The sequence below is a fragment of the Lysinibacillus sp. COL-1 genome (assembly GCF_059814265.1).
In genome coordinates this window covers 220,867-239,645 of sequence record NZ_JCAWSJ010000002.1, presented here as the reverse complement: position 1 = coordinate 239,645, position 18,779 = coordinate 220,867, and the positions used below count along the sequence as shown (strand labels likewise).

The 18,779-nt window shown below is 39.5% G+C and carries 21 protein-coding genes and 1 other annotated feature; of the genes, 20 read left to right on the top strand and 1 reads right to left on the bottom strand.

All coding sequences use genetic code 11. The annotated features are described in order from the left end of the window. Positions 1-24: 24 nt before the first annotated feature. Entirely contained in the window at positions 25-708 is a 684-nt protein-coding gene (locus tag AC6BKE_RS01720; protein WP_271911897.1) for a class I SAM-dependent methyltransferase, read from the bottom strand. A gap of 124 nt (positions 709-832) precedes the next feature. Between AC6BKE_RS01720 and AC6BKE_RS01715 the strand changes: the two genes are divergently transcribed. The 20 genes from AC6BKE_RS01715 (at position 833) to rplK (ending at position 18,737) form a co-directional block, all read left to right on the top strand. Then, positions 833-1,138 carry a DUF4870 domain-containing protein gene (locus AC6BKE_RS01715; protein WP_036123796.1) on the top strand — a complete coding sequence of 102 codons (306 nt, stop codon included), beginning with the start codon at positions 833-835 and terminating at the stop codon, positions 1,136-1,138. Between the two features lie 265 nt (positions 1,139-1,403). Further along, positions 1,404-1,874: a CtsR family transcriptional regulator gene (locus tag AC6BKE_RS01710; RefSeq protein WP_058845128.1), complete on the top strand. Its 471-nt coding sequence runs from the start codon at positions 1,404-1,406 to the stop codon at positions 1,872-1,874. Positions 1,875-1,887: 13 nt separating this feature from the next. Further along, positions 1,888-2,430, top strand: a complete 543-nt coding sequence (locus tag AC6BKE_RS01705; RefSeq protein WP_036123855.1) for a UvrB/UvrC motif-containing protein — start codon at positions 1,888-1,890, stop codon at positions 2,428-2,430. Beyond that, on the top strand, positions 2,427-3,536 hold the full coding sequence (gene mcsB / locus AC6BKE_RS01700; RefSeq protein WP_036123789.1) for a protein-arginine kinase McsB: 1,110 nt from the start codon (positions 2,427-2,429) through the stop codon (positions 3,534-3,536). The genes AC6BKE_RS01705 and mcsB overlap by 4 nt, the downstream gene beginning before the upstream one ends. Next, positions 3,526-5,970, top strand: a complete 2,445-nt coding sequence (locus AC6BKE_RS01695) for an ATP-dependent Clp protease ATP-binding subunit (RefSeq protein WP_036123786.1) — start codon at positions 3,526-3,528, stop codon at positions 5,968-5,970. Before mcsB ends, AC6BKE_RS01695 begins: the two co-directional genes overlap by 11 nt. Before the next feature lie 91 nt (positions 5,971-6,061). Further along, entirely contained in the window at positions 6,062-7,438 is a 1,377-nt protein-coding gene (gene radA / locus AC6BKE_RS01690; RefSeq protein ID WP_036123854.1) for a DNA repair protein RadA, read from the top strand. Between the two features lie 286 nt (positions 7,439-7,724). Next, positions 7,725-8,810, top strand: coding sequence for a PIN/TRAM domain-containing protein (locus AC6BKE_RS01685; RefSeq protein ID WP_036123784.1), 1,086 nt, complete (start codon positions 7,725-7,727; stop codon positions 8,808-8,810). 11 nt (positions 8,811-8,821) lie between these two features. Next, the gene (gene ispD / locus AC6BKE_RS01680) at positions 8,822-9,517 is read left to right on the top strand and encodes a 2-C-methyl-D-erythritol 4-phosphate cytidylyltransferase (RefSeq protein ID WP_271911893.1); all 696 of its coding nucleotides are present in this window, start codon (positions 8,822-8,824) and stop codon (positions 9,515-9,517) included. 272 nt (positions 9,518-9,789) lie between these two features. After that, positions 9,790-10,266 (top strand): 2-C-methyl-D-erythritol 2,4-cyclodiphosphate synthase, encoded by a 477-nt coding sequence (ispF, locus tag AC6BKE_RS01675; RefSeq protein ID WP_089933398.1) that lies wholly within the window; start codon positions 9,790-9,792, stop codon positions 10,264-10,266. Positions 10,267-10,356: 90 nt separating this feature from the next. Next, positions 10,357-11,817, top strand: coding sequence for a glutamate--tRNA ligase (gltX, locus tag AC6BKE_RS01670; RefSeq protein WP_340812363.1), 1,461 nt, complete (start codon positions 10,357-10,359; stop codon positions 11,815-11,817). A gap of 50 nt (positions 11,818-11,867) precedes the next feature. After that, positions 11,868-12,087 (top strand) — a binding site (T-box leader). A 197-nt stretch (positions 12,088-12,284) separates the two neighbouring features. Further along, positions 12,285-12,935, top strand: coding sequence for a serine O-acetyltransferase EpsC (gene epsC, locus AC6BKE_RS01665; RefSeq protein WP_036123753.1), 651 nt, complete (start codon positions 12,285-12,287; stop codon positions 12,933-12,935). Continuing rightward, positions 12,932-14,332, top strand: a complete 1,401-nt coding sequence (gene cysS, locus AC6BKE_RS01660) for a cysteine--tRNA ligase (RefSeq protein ID WP_340812362.1) — start codon at positions 12,932-12,934, stop codon at positions 14,330-14,332. Before epsC ends, cysS begins: the two co-directional genes overlap by 4 nt. Further along, positions 14,317-14,757, top strand: a complete 441-nt coding sequence (locus AC6BKE_RS01655; protein ID WP_170829858.1) for a Mini-ribonuclease 3 — start codon at positions 14,317-14,319, stop codon at positions 14,755-14,757. Before cysS ends, AC6BKE_RS01655 begins: the two co-directional genes overlap by 16 nt. After that, a complete protein-coding gene (gene rlmB, locus AC6BKE_RS01650; protein WP_036123745.1) occupies positions 14,757-15,509 on the top strand; it encodes a 23S rRNA (guanosine(2251)-2'-O)-methyltransferase RlmB in 753 nt (250 codons plus the stop codon). Before AC6BKE_RS01655 ends, rlmB begins: the two co-directional genes overlap by 1 nt. Positions 15,510-15,511: 2 nt before the next feature. Further along, positions 15,512-16,024: an NYN domain-containing protein gene (locus AC6BKE_RS01645; protein WP_036123742.1), complete on the top strand. Its 513-nt coding sequence runs from the start codon at positions 15,512-15,514 to the stop codon at positions 16,022-16,024. A 68-nt stretch (positions 16,025-16,092) separates the two neighbouring features. Continuing rightward, positions 16,093-16,740 (top strand): RNA polymerase sporulation sigma factor SigH, encoded by a 648-nt coding sequence (sigH, locus tag AC6BKE_RS01640; RefSeq protein ID WP_036123738.1) that lies wholly within the window; start codon positions 16,093-16,095, stop codon positions 16,738-16,740. Between the two features lie 77 nt (positions 16,741-16,817). Beyond that, entirely contained in the window at positions 16,818-16,964 is a 147-nt protein-coding gene (gene rpmG / locus AC6BKE_RS01635; RefSeq protein ID WP_004233588.1) for a 50S ribosomal protein L33, read from the top strand. A 48-nt stretch (positions 16,965-17,012) separates the two neighbouring features. Then, positions 17,013-17,198 carry a preprotein translocase subunit SecE gene (secE, locus tag AC6BKE_RS01630; RefSeq protein ID WP_036123733.1) on the top strand — a complete coding sequence of 62 codons (186 nt, stop codon included), beginning with the start codon at positions 17,013-17,015 and terminating at the stop codon, positions 17,196-17,198. A gap of 349 nt (positions 17,199-17,547) precedes the next feature. Then, complete coding sequence (gene nusG, locus AC6BKE_RS01625) at positions 17,548-18,081, top strand: transcription termination/antitermination protein NusG (RefSeq protein ID WP_036123731.1); 534 nt, start codon at positions 17,548-17,550, stop codon at positions 18,079-18,081. A gap of 230 nt (positions 18,082-18,311) precedes the next feature. Continuing rightward, a complete protein-coding gene (gene rplK / locus AC6BKE_RS01620; RefSeq protein ID WP_004233593.1) occupies positions 18,312-18,737 on the top strand; it encodes a 50S ribosomal protein L11 in 426 nt (141 codons plus the stop codon). The last annotated feature ends 42 nt before the right edge of the window (positions 18,738-18,779 follow it).

The following is an 18,779-nucleotide window of genomic DNA, read 5'->3' as shown; positions in this document are numbered from 1 at the left end:
AATTATTTACTACAAAATATTTATTTAGTGCCCCTCTTTAAAGCATACCCAACCAGCAAATAAAGTAGTGGCAAAAAATCTAGAAGGTTTTGTAAAGCCCGCCTTTTGTAGCAGTGTTAAAATATCCTCTTCACGCATAAACGAAAGGGAGCGAATGGATTTTTCCATCTCTGCTACATCAGATGCAGAAAGCTTTGTATGTTGTAGCCAATAGGAACGCCATAAATCAAATTGTAGTTCAGTTTCTAAAGAGCCGGGCTGACCATATTTCGAGACAAGGACAAACGGTGCTCCAGGCTTTAAATGTCTTGCGATTTCTTCTAATGTAGATAGCTTTTCTTCATAACCCAGAATAAAATGCAGAACGAGAACACAACTTGCTGCATCGTATTTTATGGAGGGTAATTGAGTACCTAGTATTGTTCCTTGGTGGAAAGACAGCGTATTGGGTAGAGTGTGTAGACGTTCCTTTGCTATGCTGAGCATGGACTCTGATGGATCAATACCTGTGAATGACCAGTCGGGCCTTCCATCTGCAAGCTGTAAAATTTCATTGCCGCTTCCTGCACCCACAATTAACATATCAGCTTTATCTGGGAGTGTAGAATGATAAAAGGTTTGTATTAAACGTAGCATGGCATCATAGCTTGGCAATGTACGACGAATACCCTTTTCATATTCGTTTGCTAATGTGTTGTTAAATTCCATCTCTCATCACAGCCTTCCAAAAAAATTTTAATAAATCTTATTTAATGTGAAACTATTACGGGTATAGTTCCGTAAATAGTAGTACATAAAACATAGACAAAGTACAAAGAAAGGGTTGATATATATGGAGACTAAATGGTCTAAAGTAATCATACACGCAAGTGCATTTTTTGCGCCATGGTTAGTACCTATTATTTTCTTCTTAATTAGTTCGGATGAGGAAGTGAAGGCGATTTCTATTCAAGCATTGCTCTTCCAAATTGTTATGGGTATTTTAATCGCTATCTCAGTTGTTTTAAGTTTTGTTCTTATTGGGTTACCGTTTTTAATCATTTTCGGCATCATGTTATTTGTTGTACCAATTATCGGTATCGTAAAAGCATTGTCTGATGAGCCTTGGCGTTATCCAATTGTTGGTCGTTGGGTATAATTTTCATAGACGCAAGTATATGCTAGTTGCATATGCTTGCGTTTTTTCTATGACTAATAAGGGTACATTAGGTATATGAGCAAATTATAACCCGCGCAGTTTTAACTGAAAAAGTGCTGTTTTTCGTACTAAAATAGGCATTTTAAGACTTTTCACTTTTCTATGGGCGAAATCATTGCAATTTTTTTGAAGCGTTTTGTATAATATACTAAAAGAAAGTCAAAGATAGTCAAAGTCAGTGAAGCAAGCGAGGTGTATTCCTAAAATGCGTAATATATCAGACATCATAGAAGGTTACTTAAAGCAAGTACTTGAATTAGGTGGAGAAGGGCATATTGAAATTAAACGGAGTGAGATTGCTGATAAATTTCAATGTGTGCCATCACAAATAAATTATGTAATTAATACAAGATTTACTGCCGAGCGAGGTTACCTTGTTGAGAGCAAACGTGGTGGTGGTGGGTACATACGAATTTTACGTGTCCGCGCGCATTCACAGATTGATTTAATCGACGATGTTCTCAGACAAATAGAAGGTGGAGCATCTCAAACGATGGCAGAAGATTTAGTATATCGGCTCATCGATGAGCAGGTAATTTCAAAACGAGAAGCGAAATTAATGTTAGCAGCAATTGATCGCTCCACAATCGATTTACATCTCCCTTTAAGAGATACTATTCGAGCAAAGATCTTGCGAGCAATGCTGACAACAATCAAATATGAACAGCAAAAATAGTGAGGTGATGGAAATGATATGCGAACATTGTAAACAACGTAATGCGACAGTTACAGTAACACAAGTTCAAAATGGGCAAAAGGTGGAGCACCATTATTGTGACGTCTGCGCCTCACAGTTCCATCCATTTCATGCAGAGTTTAAACAAGAGCCAGTGTCTATTCAACAGCTATTGTCGAACTGGTTCGGCTCGCCTACATGGCAAAAGGTGGGGGAAAAACAACAAGTTCAACCACAACAGCAAACATGCCCACAATGTGGATTTTCGTATAAACAATTTTTAAAAGAAGGTAAATTTGGATGCCCGAGCTGTTATGACACCTTTAGTGAGCATTTGCCTAAGCTCTTTAATCGCATACAGGCAGGCCCTCAACACATTGGTAAAATGCCTGGTGCTCGTAGTAATGTGTATGTCATTAAAAAGCAAATAGAGGATATCCGCAAGCGTATGAAGGCCGCTGTAGCAGAAGAACAATTTGAGGAGGCGGCGAAGCTCCGTGACGAAGTTAAAGAGCTAGAGAAGCATCTACAATTTGAAGGTGGTGATGTGTCATGATGATTGATTCATTTTTAGAGCGTGCGACCCCAACGTGGATGCATATCAAGGATGATTATTCAGATATTGTCATTAGTACACGTATTCGCCTTGCTCGAAATTTAGATGGCTATCGATTTCCATTAGCTTTCTCAGAGAATGAGGCACTGCAGGTGGAACAGGCAGTTACACATGCACTAAGTGATAGCCCAACGCTTCAAAATGATTATGCTTATTTTGCTATTAAGGATTTAACGCCTCTACAGCGTCAAATTCTTGTAGAAAAGCATTTGATTAGTCCACAGCTAGCTAAAAAAGAGCAAGTAGGCTCCATACTTCTTTCTGAAGATGAATCCGTTAGCATTATGGTGAATGAAGAGGATCATTTACGCATTCAATGTATGACAGCAAGCTTTCAACTTCAAAGTGCCTATGAACAAGCAAATAAAATTGATCGTATCCTAGAGAAAGTATTACCGTATGCCTTTCGAGATACTTTTGGCTATTTAACAAGTTGTCCGACGAATATTGGCACGGGTCTTCGCGCATCGGTCATGATGCATCTACCCGCACTGACATTAACCGGGCAAATGAATCAAATTATTAATGCCATGACCCGCTTAGGAATGACTGTAAGAGGTATATATGGGGAAGGCAGCGAAAATTTAGGAAATGTTTATCAAGTGTCGAATCAAATTACACTTGGGAAGACAGAAGAAGACATTTTAGCAGACATACAAAGTGTCGCTGAAAAGATTATCCAAAAAGAGCGACACGCAAGAGGGAAGTTGATGGAAAAGGCAGAACTTGCTCTAGAAGATAGAGTATATCGGGCTTTAGGTACCCTTACACATGCGAGAATTCTAACAAGTGAGGAAGCCGCTACCTGTCTATCTAATGTTCGTTTAGGAGTAGATCTACAGTTAATTGATGGGATTCAAGCAACAACCTTAAATGAATGTGTTGTTAGTATGCAACCAGGTTTTTTACAGCACTATGCAGGTGAGGCACTGCCCCCTGCTGAACGGGATCGTGTCCGAGCGGAAATGCTCCGTGAGGCATTATCTCAAGAATATGCGAATAAGCCTATAAATGGGGAAAAAGGAGAGGATTTATATGATGTTTAATCGTTTTACACAACGCGCGCAAAAAGTATTACAGCTTGCTCAGGAAGAGGCTATTCGTTGGAAGCACGAATCTATTGGAACAGAGCACATTCTATTAGGGCTTATACGTGAAGGCGGCGGTATTGCTGCGAAAGCGTTAGAAGCCATTGATATTAGTCCTCAAATGATTGAAGCTGGTATTGAGGAATTAGTTGGTAAAGGTAAAGAAGATGTCGGCCCAATTGTTCACTATACGCCAAGAGCTAAGAAAGTAATTGAACTATCTGTGGATGAATCACGTAAATTAGGTCACTCGTATATCGGCACAGAGCACTTATTATTAGCGCTTATTCGTGAAGGTGAAGGCGTGGCAGCTCGCGTCTTAAACAATGCGGGTGTCGGCTTAAATAAAGCACGTCAGCAAGTATTATTGCTATTAGGTAACAACGATAATGCACAATCTGGGCAACAAGCAGCTCAAGCTGCCAATACCCCAACTTTAGATAGCCTAGCACGTGATTTAACACAAATTGCACGTGAAGGCACATTGGACCCTGTTATTGGTCGAAGCAAGGAAATTACACGTGTGATTGAAGTGTTATCGCGTCGTACGAAAAATAACCCTGTATTGATTGGTGAGCCAGGTGTTGGTAAAACAGCGATTGCTGAAGGGTTAGCACAGCAAATTATCCATAATGAAGTACCAGAAATCCTACGTGACAAACGTGTCATGACTTTAGATATGGGGACGGTTGTTGCAGGTACTAAATATCGTGGTGAATTTGAAGATCGTTTGAAAAAGGTGATGGATGAAATTCGCCAAGCCGGCAACATCATTTTATTCATCGATGAATTGCATACATTAATCGGTGCAGGTGGTGCAGAAGGTGCGATTGATGCCTCCAATATTTTAAAACCATCTTTAGCACGCGGTGAGCTTCAATGTATTGGTGCAACAACATTAGACGAGTACCGCAAATATATTGAAAAGGATGCAGCATTAGAGCGTCGCTTCCAACCAATCCAAGTGGATGAACCAACAGTGGAAGAAGCGATTCTAATTATTCAAGGCTTACGTGACCGTTATGAAGCGCATCACCGTGTAAAAATTACAGATGAAGCGATTGAAGCAGCGGCTAAAATGAGTGACAGATATATTTCAGACCGATTCTTACCAGATAAAGCAATTGACTTAATCGACGAGGCAGGTTCTAAAGTCCGCTTACGTTCATTTGCAGTGCCACCAAACTTAAAGGCACTTGAAGATAAACTTGAAAATGTGCGCTCTGAAAAAAATGCAGCCGTATCAGGCCAAGAATTTGAAAAGGCAGCCTCTCTAAGAGATACAGAGCAAAAGCTGAAAGATGAAATTGAAGCTACACGAAAAAATTGGAAAGAAGAGCAAGGCAAAGCGGAATCTAAAGTGACTGTGGATGATGTTGCAGCAGTTGTATCAATGTGGACAGGAATCCCAGTAGCTAAAATTGCTTCCGAGGAATCTTCGAAGTTATTACAACTTGAAGAAGAGTTACACAAACGTGTAGTAGGGCAAGGAGAAGCGGTAGAAGCGATTTCTCGTGCGATCCGTCGTGCAAGAGCAGGCTTAAAAGATCCAAAACGACCAATCGGCTCATTCATTTTCTTAGGACCTACAGGTGTTGGTAAAACAGAGTTGGCAAGAGCACTTGCTGAAGTGATGTTTGGCGATGAAGATGCGATGATTCGTGTCGATATGTCTGAGTACATGGAGAAGCATTCGACTTCTCGTTTAGTAGGTTCACCTCCAGGCTATGTGGGCTTTGATGATGGTGGTCAATTGACTGAAAAGGTTCGCCGTAAACCATACTCGGTCGTATTATTAGATGAAATTGAAAAAGCACATCCAGATGTTTTCAATATTCTACTGCAAGTTCTTGAAGATGGCCGTTTAACAGATTCTAAGGGCCGTGTAGTAGACTTCCGTAATACAGTAGTCATTATGACTTCAAACGTTGGTGCCGATGCTTTAAAATATCAAAAGAGCCTTGGTTTCAATGTAGGTGGAGCAGAATCTAAGCATAAAGATATGAAGGGTACGATGCTAGAAGAATTGAAAAAGGCATTCCGTCCAGAGTTCTTAAACCGTATCGATGAAATGATTGTCTTCCACGCATTAGATAAAGAGCATTTAAAAGAAATCATTGCAATGATGGGCAATGCACTAACAAAACGCTTAAAAGAGCAAGATATTTCGTTGGAGCTAACTGATGCAGCACTTGAGAAAATTGCTGAGGAAGGCTATGACCCTCAATATGGTGCTCGTCCGTTACGCCGTGCATTACAAAAACAAGTAGAGGATCGATTATCAGAAGAATTACTGAAAGGTAATGTAGAGAAGGGTAATCAGGTAATCATTGATTATGTAGACGGTGAGTTTATTGTAAAGAAAAAAGAGGGAGTATCCATCTCTAAATAATTTTATGCAAAGACAGCGAGGCTTTAAGTGCCAAGCTGTCTTTTTTTCTGTACAATTAATGATAAGAACAAATATTCGAGGTGAAAGCAATTTGGCAAAGAAAAAAACAAAGTTTGTATGTTCAGGCTGTGGCTATGAAACTGCAAAATGGATGGGAAGATGTCCAGGGTGTGGAGAATGGAATAAGATGGTGGAAGAAGTTGAGATGGTCGCAAAGGGACCACGAGGAGCATTCCAGCATTCTGCTACAGTTACCCAAAAGGCTCTCCCAATTATTCAGGTCGAAGCGACTGAAGAATCCCGTGTAGCGACGGAAATGGGCGAACTGAATCGCGTATTGGGTGGTGGTATTGTACCCGGTTCGCTCGTATTAATCGGGGGAGATCCGGGGATTGGGAAATCTACACTATTACTACAAGTTTCAGCATTACTTTCGAATAAAGGGCATCGTGTGCTTTATATTTCTGGAGAGGAGTCCATTCGTCAAACAAAATTACGAGCAGAGCGTCTAGGAGTGGTTTCTCAAGAGCTTTACATATATTCCGAGACGAATCTCGAATTTTTAAACCAAACCATTGATGAAGTACAACCGAAATTTGTCATTGTCGATTCCATACAAACCGTCTTTCATCCAGAAGTAACAAGTGCACCAGGTAGTGTATCGCAAGTTCGTGAATGTACGGCAGAACTGATGCGAATCGCCAAGACAAAAGGCATTGCTATTTTCTTGGTCGGGCATGTAACAAAAGAGGGGCAAATTGCCGGACCTCGTATTTTAGAGCATATGGTTGATACAGTGTTATATTTTGAAGGAGAAAGACATCATAATCATCGTATTCTACGCAGCCAAAAAAACCGCTTCGGCTCTACCAATGAAATTGCGATATTTGAAATGCTTCAAGGGGGATTAAAGGAAGTGCTGAATCCTTCTGAATTATTTTTGCAGGAGCGGTCACAAGGAGCAGCGGGATCCACTATTGTTGCATCCATGGAGGGGACAAGACCCATCCTTGTTGAAATTCAATCTTTAGTAACACCTACAAGCTTTAATTACCCTAAACGTATGGCAACTGGTGTCGATCAAAACCGAGTGCAATTGCTAATGGCAGTGCTAGAAAAACGGATGGGCCTCATGCTACAAGCTCAGGACGCATATATTAAAGTTGCTGGTGGTGTCAAATTGGATGAGCCAGCAATTGATTTAGCGGTGTTGACAAGTATTGTCTCAAGCTTTAAAGATCAAGCTGTGCGAGCAACGGACTGCTTTATTGGTGAAGTAGGGCTGACAGGTGAGGTACGTCGAGTATCGCGGATTGAACAGCGTGTTATTGAAGCGGCAAAGCTTGGGTTTAAAAGAGCTTTCATACCTGCCTCCAATATTGGCGGTTGGGATTTTCCACAGGGAATAGAAATAGTTGGAGTAGAAACGATCAAAGATGCATTAAATGCATGCTTTAGAGAGTTGTAAAGGGAAATTGTGCATGTTGGATACCATTCTGACATGCATTTTCCGTCATTTTTTAACGTTAAAATCGGAAACTCAAGTAAGGGGATAGGCGTCCTAGATAATAGCAGGATAAAGTCATGCAAGAGTGTCATCGAAAACACAGTAAGATAGAGGTTGGAAAGAATGATGTCTAAATGATTTGTCCCTGTGAATGAACATCAAAAATAATGATAATTTGATGAGCTCATGAAGGATTTTCTACAGTAAACTATGTATAATCTTAACTAACAATAGGAGGTGACAGCTTGTGAAAAAATTTGTTCAAATTGCCTTTTTACTGATTGGAGGAGCATTGGGCCTTGTTTTCTTACCGCCATTATACGAATTGCTTCATTTATCATCTAATCCTTGGCTAGATAATCCTTACGTATCAGTAGCATTAGGCGCGCTTTTACTATTTACACTGTCTTTTGCATTTTCCGATTATTTTGTGAAGCTCATTAGCTGGATGGAAGAGGTCCTGTTTAAGGTGCCTATCGGTGATTTATTTTTTGGTACGCTTGGTTTAATCATGGGACTGATTGTAGCTTATTTTTTAGGCTTCGCCATCGATAGTGTGCAATTCCCTGTAATTACAGAAGTACTCCCTATTATTCTGTCATTTGTATTAGGTTATTTAGGGTTCCGTTTAGGTTTTAGAAAAAGAGATGAATTAATACAGCTTTTTACTTTACGTAGTAATAATACAAAGAAAAAGGCTGCTGAAGGTGCTGAAATTCAAGAAATACGTGGGAGTTATAAGCTGTTAGATACGAGCGTTATTATTGATGGTCGTATTGCTGATATTTCTGGAACTGGCTTCATAGAAGGAGTCTTAGTCGTACCTCAATTTGTCCTTACAGAGCTGCAGCATATTGCCGATTCTTCCGATACGTTAAAACGTACAAGAGGACGTCGTGGATTAGATATTTTAAGAAAATTACAAGATGAACGTAAGACCAAAGTGGAAATTACGGATGAAGATTTTGAGGATGTACAAGAGGTGGATTTAAAGCTTGTACGTCTTGCAAAGAAAATGGGGAATGACACACAGATTGTCACAAATGATTTTAACTTGAATAAAGTCTGTGAGCTCCATCATGTGAAAGTATTAAATATTAATGATTTAGCGAATGCGGTGAAGCCTGTTGTAATCCCAGGTGAAGATATGCAGGTTGTGGTCATCAAGGATGGTAAAGAGCATAATCAAGGGGTTGCCTATTTAGATGATGGAACAATGATTGTTGTTGAAGGTGGCCGTAGCTATATCGGACAGGCCATTACTGTGACAGTAACGAGTGTGCTGCAAACATCAGCGGGTCGAATGATATTTGCCAAGCCGAAGGACGATTAGGATGTGGAAAAATGCAATATGAAGTAGTACTACCTGCGGCAGGAAGCGGAAAACGCATGGGTGCGGGACAAAATAAATTGTTTTTAAAACTTTTAGAGAAGCCTATTCTGATCCACACGCTAGAAGTGTTTCAACAAGATCCTTTTTGCACTGGTATTTGGCTGGCTGTAAAACCAGAAGAACGTACTTATATTCAAGAATTGCTAGAGCAATTTGAGATTACAAAAGTGAAGGGCTTACCTGATGGCGGTGCTGAGCGACAGCATTCAGTCCATTCATGTATGAAAGAGATGCAGCAGGTAGATATTGTGCTTGTCCACGATGCAGCTCGGCCTTTTATTACACATGGTATTATCGCTAGCCTTGTACAAAGTGCTCATGAGTTTGGGGCAGCTATTGCAGGGGTTCGAGCGAAGGATACAATGAAAAAGGTTCGTAATGGTATTATCGAAGAAACAGTTGATCGTGATAGCTTATGGATGATTCAAACGCCACAAGCCTTCCAATTTGATTTAATTGTGGAGGCAGAGGATGTTGCTGAGAAGGTGGGCTTTCTTGGTACAGATGAAGCTATGCTAGTTGAACGCTTAGGTCATGCAGTGCATATTGTAGAAAGTAGCTATGAAAATGTCAAAATGACGACACAGGAAGATTTAATATTTGGTGAAGCTATTTTACGTAAACGAGCATTGCAAATAAACGAATAGTAATCTAAAAATCTCATTGGCAATTGTTGCTAATGGGATTTTATCTTGATTTAGCCAATGTTTATAGAGCCAGACGCAGGCTTATGCTGAGATGTAAGTGAGGGAAAATGCTCACTATTTGCTATCAGCTCAATTTCCTAGGAAATATGTTAAAATGTGAGGGTATAATAGTGAGTAAATATAAAAGTGAAAGAAGGTGAATGAGACTGCGATTACAGCAGGCAAGGAGCTGTTTTGATCCACATGTTTTGCTAAAGTAGTCTCTCTATCATATGTTTCGAATTGGACAAGGTTTTGATGTACATGCATTTGAAGAAGGTCGTCCATTAATTATTGGTGGTATTACGATTCCACATGAAAAAGGGCTAGTAGGGCATTCTGATGCAGATGTTCTTTTACACACGGTTACGGATGCAGCTCTAGGGGCAATTGGAGAAGGAGATATCGGTCGTCATTTTCCAGATACGGACCCAGCCTTTAAAGACGCTGATTCAGCAAAACTATTAGCGTATATTTGGAAAATTGTTGAGGACAAAGGCTATGTGCTAGGGAATGTAGATTGTACAATTATGGCACAGCGCCCCAAGATGGCGCCTTATATTGGACAGATGCAAAATCGCATCGCTGAATTGCTCCATGCAGAGCCGTCTCAAGTCAATGTAAAGGCAACGACAACTGAACGTTTAGGTTTTACAGGTCGTGAGGAAGGTATAGCGGCTATGGCCACAATTCTATTGATGAAGAAATAAATGCGGATTAACTCCGCTTTTATTTCCTGTAACAGAGTGGTAAAATGAACAAAGTCAATTTTTTGATCGAAAATTTAGGAGGCTTTTAATATGACGAAAGAAGTTCGCGTTCGATACGCGCCATCTCCAACAGGTTTTTTACATATAGGTGGAGCGCGTACAGCATTATTCAATTATTTATATGCAAAACATCATAACGGTAAATTCATTGTACGTATTGAAGATACGGATATTGAGCGTAATGTAGAGGGCGGAGAAGCATCTCAGCTAGATAACCTAAAATGGTTAGGTATTGAATATGATGAGTCCATTGATATTGGTGGACCTTATGCGCCTTATCGTCAAATGGAACGTCTTGATATTTATAAAGAGCACGCTGAGAAATTATTAGAACAAGGTGTCGCTTACAAATGTTTCTGCTCATCAGAAAAGCTTGAAGCATCACGTGAAGAACAAAAAGCAAGGGGTGTAGCGGCCCCTACTTATGATGGGACATGTCGTCACTTATCAGCAGAGGAAGTCGCAGCTAAAGAAGCAGCGGGCGAGCCATATACAATCCGTATGCGTGTTCCTGAAAATGTAACTTATGAGTTTGAAGATTTAGTTCGTGGACCAGTTACATTTGAATCTAAAGACATTGGTGATTGGGTACTTGTAAAAGCAAATGGTATTCCAACATATAACTATGCGGTTGTGCTAGACGATCACTTTATGGAAATCTCGCATGTTTTCCGTGGAGAAGAGCATTTATCGAATACGCCAAAGCAAATGATGATTTTTGATGCATTTGGCTGGGAATATCCACGCTTCGGTCATATGACATTAATTATTAATGAAAATCGTAAAAAGCTATCTAAACGTGATGAATCAATTATTCAATTTATCACGCAATATAAAGATTTAGGATATCTTCCTGAAGCAATGTTCAACTTCTTTGCGCTACTTGGATGGTCTCCAGAAGGGGAAGAAGAGATCTTCTCTAAAGAAGAGTTTATTAAAATCTTTGATGAAAAACGTCTTTCTAAATCACCATCTATGTTCGATAAGCAAAAGCTGACATGGATGAATAATCAATATATTAAAAAACTATCTTTAGAGGAAGTCGTAGCATTGTCTTTACCACACTTGCAAAAAGCAGAGCTATTACCTGAAGAACTTACGGCAGAGCAATATGCATGGGCGACGGATTTAATCGCACTTTATCACGATCAAATGAGCTTTGGGGCAGAGATTGTGGAGTTATCTAGCCTATTCTTTAACGACCATATTGAATATGATGAAGAAGCAAAAGAGGTTTTAGCGGGAGAGCAAGTGCCTGAAGTAATGGCAGCATTTAAAGCAGAGCTTGAGCAATTAGAAGAATTTACACCAGATGCAGTAAAAGCTGCTATTAAAGCTGTGCAAAAAGCAACAGGTCATAAAGGTAAAAATCTATTTATGCCAATTCGTGTTGTAACAACAGGTGAAACGCATGGACCAGAGTTACCAAATGCGATTTGTTTAATTGGTAAAGAGAAAACAATTGACCGCGTAGAAAAATTTGCCCAATAAAGAGAAATTTATTGACAATCCATTCTTTCGTTGTAAAATGTATTTACATTGAAAAAGCGTTGATAAGGAGAAGTAAGTGGCGCATGCTCTTAAGAGAGGACCATCACCGGCTGAAAGTGGTCTGAGCCCAGGCAAAACTGAAATGCACCTTTGAGCATAGAGCTGAACTATAGTAGGCTTTATCGAGTCGTTCCCGTTAAAGAACGTCCAGAGTGGAAGGCATCTTTGCCTTCAAACAGAGTGGAACCACGCATTTTAAGCGTCTCTGTCATTCCCTTTTGGGGATGATAGGGGCGCTTTTTATTTTTTAGAAAAAGGCAATGATGCAGGCTTCATTAATTTACAAGGAGGCGTCAATACCACATCATCTACGCAGGGAATCTGAAGGAAATTGGCAATTGCTATCGTTTTAGTGTGTAGGATTTCAAAGGATTTGAGCAAGACCAACATGAAAAGGGGGAGTTTTTGTGTTTAAAAGAATGAAGGAAGATGTGGAAACAATTTTTGAGAATGATCCAGCAGCGCGTAGTGTATTTGAAGTGGTGTTAACCTATTCTGGTTTGCATGCGACATGGGCGCATCGAGTGGCGCATTGGTTCTTTAAAAGACGTTTTTATTTTATAGCTCGTGCCATTTCGCAAATTAGCCGTTTCTTTACGGGGATTGAAATTCACCCAGGTGCAAAAATTGGTCGTCGTTTCTTTATAGACCATGGTATGGGTGTTGTCATTGGTGAAACATGTGAAATTGGTAATAATGTTACTTTGTATCAAGGTGTAACATTAGGTGGTACAGGGAAAGAAAAAGGAAAACGACACCCTACGTTAGAGGACAATGTGCTTGTTGCAACGGGCGCGAAAGTGTTAGGTTCTATCACAATTGGTGAGAATAGTAAAATTGGTGCGGGATCAGTTGTTTTAAAAGAAGTACCGCCAAACGCTACAGTTGTCGGTATTCCTGGTAAAATAGTAATTAAGGATGGAGTTCGTCTAGAGAAAAAACTAGATCATCAAAATATACCTGATCCTGTGGAAGAACGTTGTCAAGTTTTCGAGAAGCAAATCACTGAATTGCAGCAGGAAATCGAACGCTTACAAAAGGAGAGAGAAACACAATGAGTATTCAAATATTTAACTCATTAACAAGACAAAAGGAAACCTTCGTACCGCTAGAAGAAGGAAAAGTTAAAATGTATGTCTGCGGTCCGACTGTTTATAACTATATCCATATTGGAAATTCACGTCCTGTCATTGTGTATGATACAGTTCGCCGTTATTTTCAATATAAAGGCTATGATGTAAAATTCGTATCCAATTTTACGGATGTAGACGATAAAATCATTAAGGCAGCAAATGCGTTAGGCGAAGAAGTGCATGAATTAACAGAGCGCTTTATTGCTGCGTACTTCGAGGATGTTACAGCACTAGGGTGCAAAAAAGCGGATGTTCATCCACGTGTAACAGAGCATATGGACGATATCATTCAATTTATTCAAGTATTAATTGATAAAGGCTATGCTTATGAATCTGCTGGGGATGTGTATTATCGCACACGTAAGTTTGATGGCTATGGTAAATTATCGCATCAATCAGTAGACGATTTAAAAATCGGTGCTCGTATTGAAGCAGGCGAGAAAAAAGATGATGCATTAGATTTTGCTTTATGGAAAGCTGCGAAGCCGGGTGAGATCTTCTGGGAAAGTCCATGGGGAGATGGTCGTCCAGGCTGGCATATTGAATGTTCTGTAATGGCTCGTGAGCATTTAGGAGATACTATTGATATTCATGCTGGTGGGCAAGATTTAACTTTCCCTCACCATGAAAATGAAATTGCTCAATCAGAAGCACATAACGATAAAACATTTGCACGTTATTGGATGCATAACGGGTATATTAATATCGATAATGAAAAGATGTCTAAATCTCTTGGCAATTTCATTCTTGTTAATGATATTCGTAAACAAATTGATCCACAGATACTACGTTTCTTTATGCTATCGGTTCATTATCGTCACCCAATTAACTTTGCTAAAGATTTAGTAGAAGCTGCTGCAACGGGCTTAGAACGCATTCGTACAGCTTACAATAATGTGAAGCATCGTCTTACAACTACAGCAAGCTTAGGTGATCACTCGGAAGAATGGCTGAGCAAAATTGCTGAACAAAAAGCACAGTTTGAAGAGGCAATGGATGATGACTTTAATACTGCAAACGCTATTTCAGTATTATTCGAGGTAGCACGTATTGCTAATATTTACTTAAATGAAGCAAATACTTGCAAAAAAGTTTTAGAAACATTTATGGAAACTTTTGAAGTAGTAGGCGACGTCTTAGGTATTGAATTTGTAAAAGAAGAAGAGCTATTAGACGAAGAAATTGAAGCATTGCTACAAGAGCGCGTAGAGGCACGTAAAAACCGTAATTTTGCTCGTTCTGATGAGATCCGTGACCATTTGCAAGCCCAGGGTATCATTTTAGAAGATACACGACAAGGAACTAGATGGAAACGAGGGTAATAAAGTTGGATAAACTTCGCAATGAAGATGTTAAGCAATTAAATGCGCTGGCATTAGCCTATATGGGGGATGCCGTATTAGAACAAAAAATACGTGAGCATTTGCTACGTTCTGGCCGTGTTAAGCCGAATACGCTGCATCGAGAGGCAACTCGTTATGTTTCAGCAAAAGCGCAATCTATGATCGTTCATCGCATGATGGATGAAAATTATTTAACAGAGGAGGAATTGGCTGTGTTCCGTCGTGGACGCAATGCCAAATCCGGCTCTGTACCAAAAAATACAGATGTCCAAACCTATCGTAATAGCTCAGGCTTTGAGGCAGTGCTTGGTAGTTTATATTTATTAAATGAACTAGAACGCGTGTATGAAATCATTGCATATGCTATTCAAATAATCGAGGAATCAAAGGGAGTGTCTAAATAATGGCAGAACAGAATGGTGAAATTATTGCCGGTAAAAACCCAGTGTTAGAAGCACTTCGTTCAGGCCGCGATATGAATAAAGTATGGATTGCAGAAGGTGTCAAAAAATCTGGTGTGAATGAATTGCTAGATTTAGCCCGAGAACGTGGTGTAATAGTTCAGTTTGTCCCAAAAAAGAAAGTCGATCAATTATCGAGTGCTAATCATCAAGGAATTGTTGCATCTGTTGCCGCTTATAAGTATGCTGAACTTGAGGATTTATTTGCAGCTGCAGCCAATAAACAGGAAGATCCTTTTTTCCTAATTTTAGACGAGCTAGAGGATCCTCATAATCTAGGGTCTATTATGCGAACGGCTGATGCTATCGGAGCACATGGTATTATTATTCCAAAGCGTCGATCTGTTAGTTTAACAGCTGTAGTGGCAAAAGCATCCACAGGTGCTATTGAACATGTTCCAGTTGTACGTGTGAACAATCTTGCTCAAACGGTTGATGAACTAAAAGAACGAGGTGTATGGATCGCTGGTACAGATGCGAAGGGCTCGGTGGATTATCGAAAAATGGATGCCACATTACCGTTAGCCATCATTATTGGCAGTGAGGGCAAGGGAATGGGTCGTTTATTAAAAGAAAAATGCGATTTTTTATATCACTTACCAATGGTTGGGCATGTTACATCATTAAACGCATCAGTTGCTGCAGCGCTTTTAATGTATGAAGTGTATCGTAAACGTCAAGAAGCGAATGAGTAACAATGAAAAACATTTTGCTTGTTGATGGCTATAATATGATTGGATCTTGGAAAGAGCTGCGGCCATTGCGTGATACAAATTTTGAGGATGCGCGCAGAAAGCTGATAGAAGTTATGGCTGAATATAAAGCGGCTATGGACTGGCGCGTAATTATTGTTTTTGACGCACATCTTGTACCAGGAGTTGAGCAATCTTATATAGAAAATGGTGTAGAAGTCATTTATACCCGTAAAAATGAAACGGCAGATGAACGAATAGAAAAAATGACGCGTGAACTAAAGGCTAGAAATGTACAGATACATGTAGCAACGTCCGATATGGCAGAGCAAAGCGTTATCTTTGGTAATGGTGCTCTAAGGAAATCGGCTAGAGAGCTAGAAATTGATACAAGCATTATCCAACATAAAATTTCACATGACGTGAGGCGCAAACAAGAAAGCAAGCCGCCTTCTCGTATAGAATTAAAGCCAGATGTTGCACTTGCTTTTGAAAAATGGCGACGAGGATTGAAATGATAGATTGACGCATATTTTCCAATTCCGTTATACTGTTCCTAATTATCTGTTGTGGCTGAGGTGATACCATGTTTAAAAATAGCATTGTACAAGTGACACAAGATTTTGAACGATTCAATGATGAAGAACTTATTGAAATGGTGCATCAAGGTAATACAGATGCGTTGGATTACTTAATTACGAAATACCGTTTGTTAGTAAGAGCAAAGGCAAGGTCCTATTTCTTAATTGGAGCAGATAAGGAAGACATCGTGCAAGAGGGTATGATCGGTTTATATAAAGCGATTCGTGATTTTAAAGGCGATAAACTGGCTTCTTTTAGGGCTTTTGCAGAGCTGTGTATTACAAGGCAGATCATCACGGCGATTAAAACAGCTACTAGGCAAAAGCATATTCCACTAAACTCCTATATCTCTTTGGACAAGCCTATATTTGATGAAGAGTCAGACCGAACGCTAATGGATGTGCTAACAGGTGCTATTATGGACGATCCAGAAGAATTGATGATTCATAGAGAAGAGTTCGGCTATTTAGAAGAAAAAATGAGTGAGATTTTAAGTGAATTAGAACTACAAGTTTTAGCTTTATATTTAGATGGTCAGTCTTATCATGAAATTTCTGAGAAATTAAATCGCCATGTGAAATCGATTGATAATGCATTGCAGCGGGTCAAGCGTAAATTAGAGCGACATTTGGTCCTTGAGGAAATGTCTTAGTCCATATAGGCCTTTATTGACATTGACAAATATAGGTGTTAGTCTTAAAAAGACAAAGTGCCGAAAAAGGTGAGTATATGGCAAAAAAAGTCGTGCTAAATTGCGAGAAATGCGGGTCGAGAAATTACACGTTCCCAGCTAAAGAAGGTTCAACTGTACGTCTCGAATTAAAGAAATTTTGCTCGCATTGCAATGAACATACAATGCATAAACAAACGCTATAAAATGATATGTAAATAGACAGATATGATTGATTCGGAGGTTAAGCTAGAATGGGCAAGATCAAAGGCTTTTTAAGTGATGTAATGTCTGAAATGCGCAAAACAAGCTGGCCAAAAAGTAAAGAACTAACGAAATATACAGTCGTTGTAATTTCAACTGTTGTCATTATGGCTTTATTTTTTGTATTAGTTGACTTAGGTGTTTCATCATTATTCCGCTGGTACTTAGATTTATAATTTAGTAAATAGCATATTTTTGAAATAGCCCGTCCATTGTAATAACGGGTTTTTTCGTTTGTTTTATCTTCATTCAGCAGAAAACTTTATCTATTGGTTTGATGACATGGTGAAGTGAAGGTCAGTAAAATACGCTCATGATGATAAGGATGCTACTAGGAGAGTATGATAGTAGTGATTGATGACTATGCTAGTTTCGGTATATATCATCGGGCTTTCGCTGGCTATTAGCGAAAGCTATATTTTTCTAATGAGATGTTTGTGAAAAGAGTAAGAATGCGTTTAGCATATCGCGATTCATTTTCACTTTTATTTGTAAGGGAGGGACGGACGAGGAGTCCTAGTAGTTATGGAGAAAAATTGGTATGTTGTTCATACGTATTCAGGGTATGAAAACCGTGTAAAAGCAAACCTAGAAAAACGTGTAGAAACAATGGGAATGCAAGATAAAATCTTCCGTGTAATTGTTCCTGAGCACGAGGAAACAGAAATGAAAGATGGGAAAAAGCGCACGATGATGCGCAAAGTTTTCCCTGGTTATGTGTTAGTTGAGTTAATTATGACAGACGATTCTTGGTATGTAGTACGAAATACGCCAGGCGTTACTGGCTTTATCGGCTCATCAGGTGGAGGAGCAAAACCAACACCTTTACTACCAGAGGAAGCAGATCGTCTACTACAACAAATGGGTATGACTGATAAGGTTGTAGAAGTTGATATAACTGTTGGTGAGGCTGTTGAAGTATTAGAAGGGCCGTTCGCTCATTTCCAAGGGCGTGTTGAGGAAATTGACACGGAAAAAGGAAAAATAAAAGTGTCGGTTGATATGTTTGGTCGCGAAACAATTATGGAGCTAGATTTCGAACAAATTCAAAAATTATAGTTCCAGTAATTGATCTATGACATGTCAATTGGTAGATGTTTCGCAGATTTTGTTAATTACTACTTGCTTAAAAAAATTAAAAGTGGTATCATTTCATAGGTCAGACTGTCATACTTTTAGTTGACGTCTGTATTGATAATTTTAATGTTATCGGCACTTAGCTGACAGACAGATATTGAGTGGGAGGGGCAACCCAATTACCACATCACGGACTTAAGGAGGTGTGTCTCGTGGCTAAAAAAGTTATTAAAGTTGTAAAACTTCAAATCCCTGCTGGTAAAGCTAACCCAGCTCCACCGGTTGGTCCTGCATTAGGTCAAGCGGGTGTGAACATCATGGGATTCTGTAAAGAATTCAATGCGCGTACTGCTGATCAAGCTGGTCTTATTATTCCAGTTGAAATTTCAGTATTCGAGGACCGTTCTTTCACTTTCATTACAAAAACTCCACCTGCAGCAGTGTTACTTAAAGTAGCAGCTGGTATCCAATCAGGATCTGGTGAACCAAATCGTAAAAAAGTGGCAACGGTTAAGCGTGATAAAGTTCGCGAAATCGCTGAAACTAAAATGCCAGACCTTAACGCTGCTTCAGTGGAAGCTGCTATGTTAATGGTTGAAGGTACTGCACGAAGCATGGGTATTGTTATCGAAGACTAATCCCATTTACTTGATGTTTTGTTTTTTGGAAGGTTGCGAAGT

Bases quoted from the DNA above. Each gene is read 5' to 3' on its own strand.
- AC6BKE_RS01720 (WP_271911897.1), bottom strand. From the start codon at position 708: ATGGAATTTAACAACACATTAGCAAACGAATATGAAAAGGGTATTCGT.
- AC6BKE_RS01715 (WP_036123796.1), top strand. From the start codon at position 833: ATGGAGACTAAATGGTCTAAAGTAATCATACACGCAAGTGCATTTTTT.
- AC6BKE_RS01710 (WP_058845128.1), top strand. From the start codon at position 1,404: ATGCGTAATATATCAGACATCATAGAAGGTTACTTAAAGCAAGTACTT.
- AC6BKE_RS01705 (WP_036123855.1), top strand. From the start codon at position 1,888: ATGATATGCGAACATTGTAAACAACGTAATGCGACAGTTACAGTAACA.
- mcsB (WP_036123789.1), top strand. From the start codon at position 2,427: ATGATGATTGATTCATTTTTAGAGCGTGCGACCCCAACGTGGATGCAT.
- AC6BKE_RS01695 (WP_036123786.1), top strand. From the start codon at position 3,526: ATGATGTTTAATCGTTTTACACAACGCGCGCAAAAAGTATTACAGCTT.
- ispD (WP_271911893.1), top strand. From the start codon at position 8,822: ATGCAATATGAAGTAGTACTACCTGCGGCAGGAAGCGGAAAACGCATG.
- ispF (WP_089933398.1), top strand. From the start codon at position 9,790: ATGTTTCGAATTGGACAAGGTTTTGATGTACATGCATTTGAAGAAGGT.
- gltX (WP_340812363.1), top strand. From the start codon at position 10,357: ATGACGAAAGAAGTTCGCGTTCGATACGCGCCATCTCCAACAGGTTTT.
- cysS (WP_340812362.1), top strand. From the start codon at position 12,932: ATGAGTATTCAAATATTTAACTCATTAACAAGACAAAAGGAAACCTTC.
- AC6BKE_RS01655 (WP_170829858.1), top strand. From the start codon at position 14,317: ATGGAAACGAGGGTAATAAAGTTGGATAAACTTCGCAATGAAGATGTT.
- rlmB (WP_036123745.1), top strand. From the start codon at position 14,757: ATGGCAGAACAGAATGGTGAAATTATTGCCGGTAAAAACCCAGTGTTA.
- AC6BKE_RS01645 (WP_036123742.1), top strand. From the start codon at position 15,512: ATGAAAAACATTTTGCTTGTTGATGGCTATAATATGATTGGATCTTGG.
- sigH (WP_036123738.1), top strand. From the start codon at position 16,093: ATGTTTAAAAATAGCATTGTACAAGTGACACAAGATTTTGAACGATTC.
- rpmG (WP_004233588.1), top strand. From the start codon at position 16,818: ATGGCAAAAAAAGTCGTGCTAAATTGCGAGAAATGCGGGTCGAGAAAT.
- secE (WP_036123733.1), top strand. From the start codon at position 17,013: ATGGGCAAGATCAAAGGCTTTTTAAGTGATGTAATGTCTGAAATGCGC.
- nusG (WP_036123731.1), top strand. From the start codon at position 17,548: ATGGAGAAAAATTGGTATGTTGTTCATACGTATTCAGGGTATGAAAAC.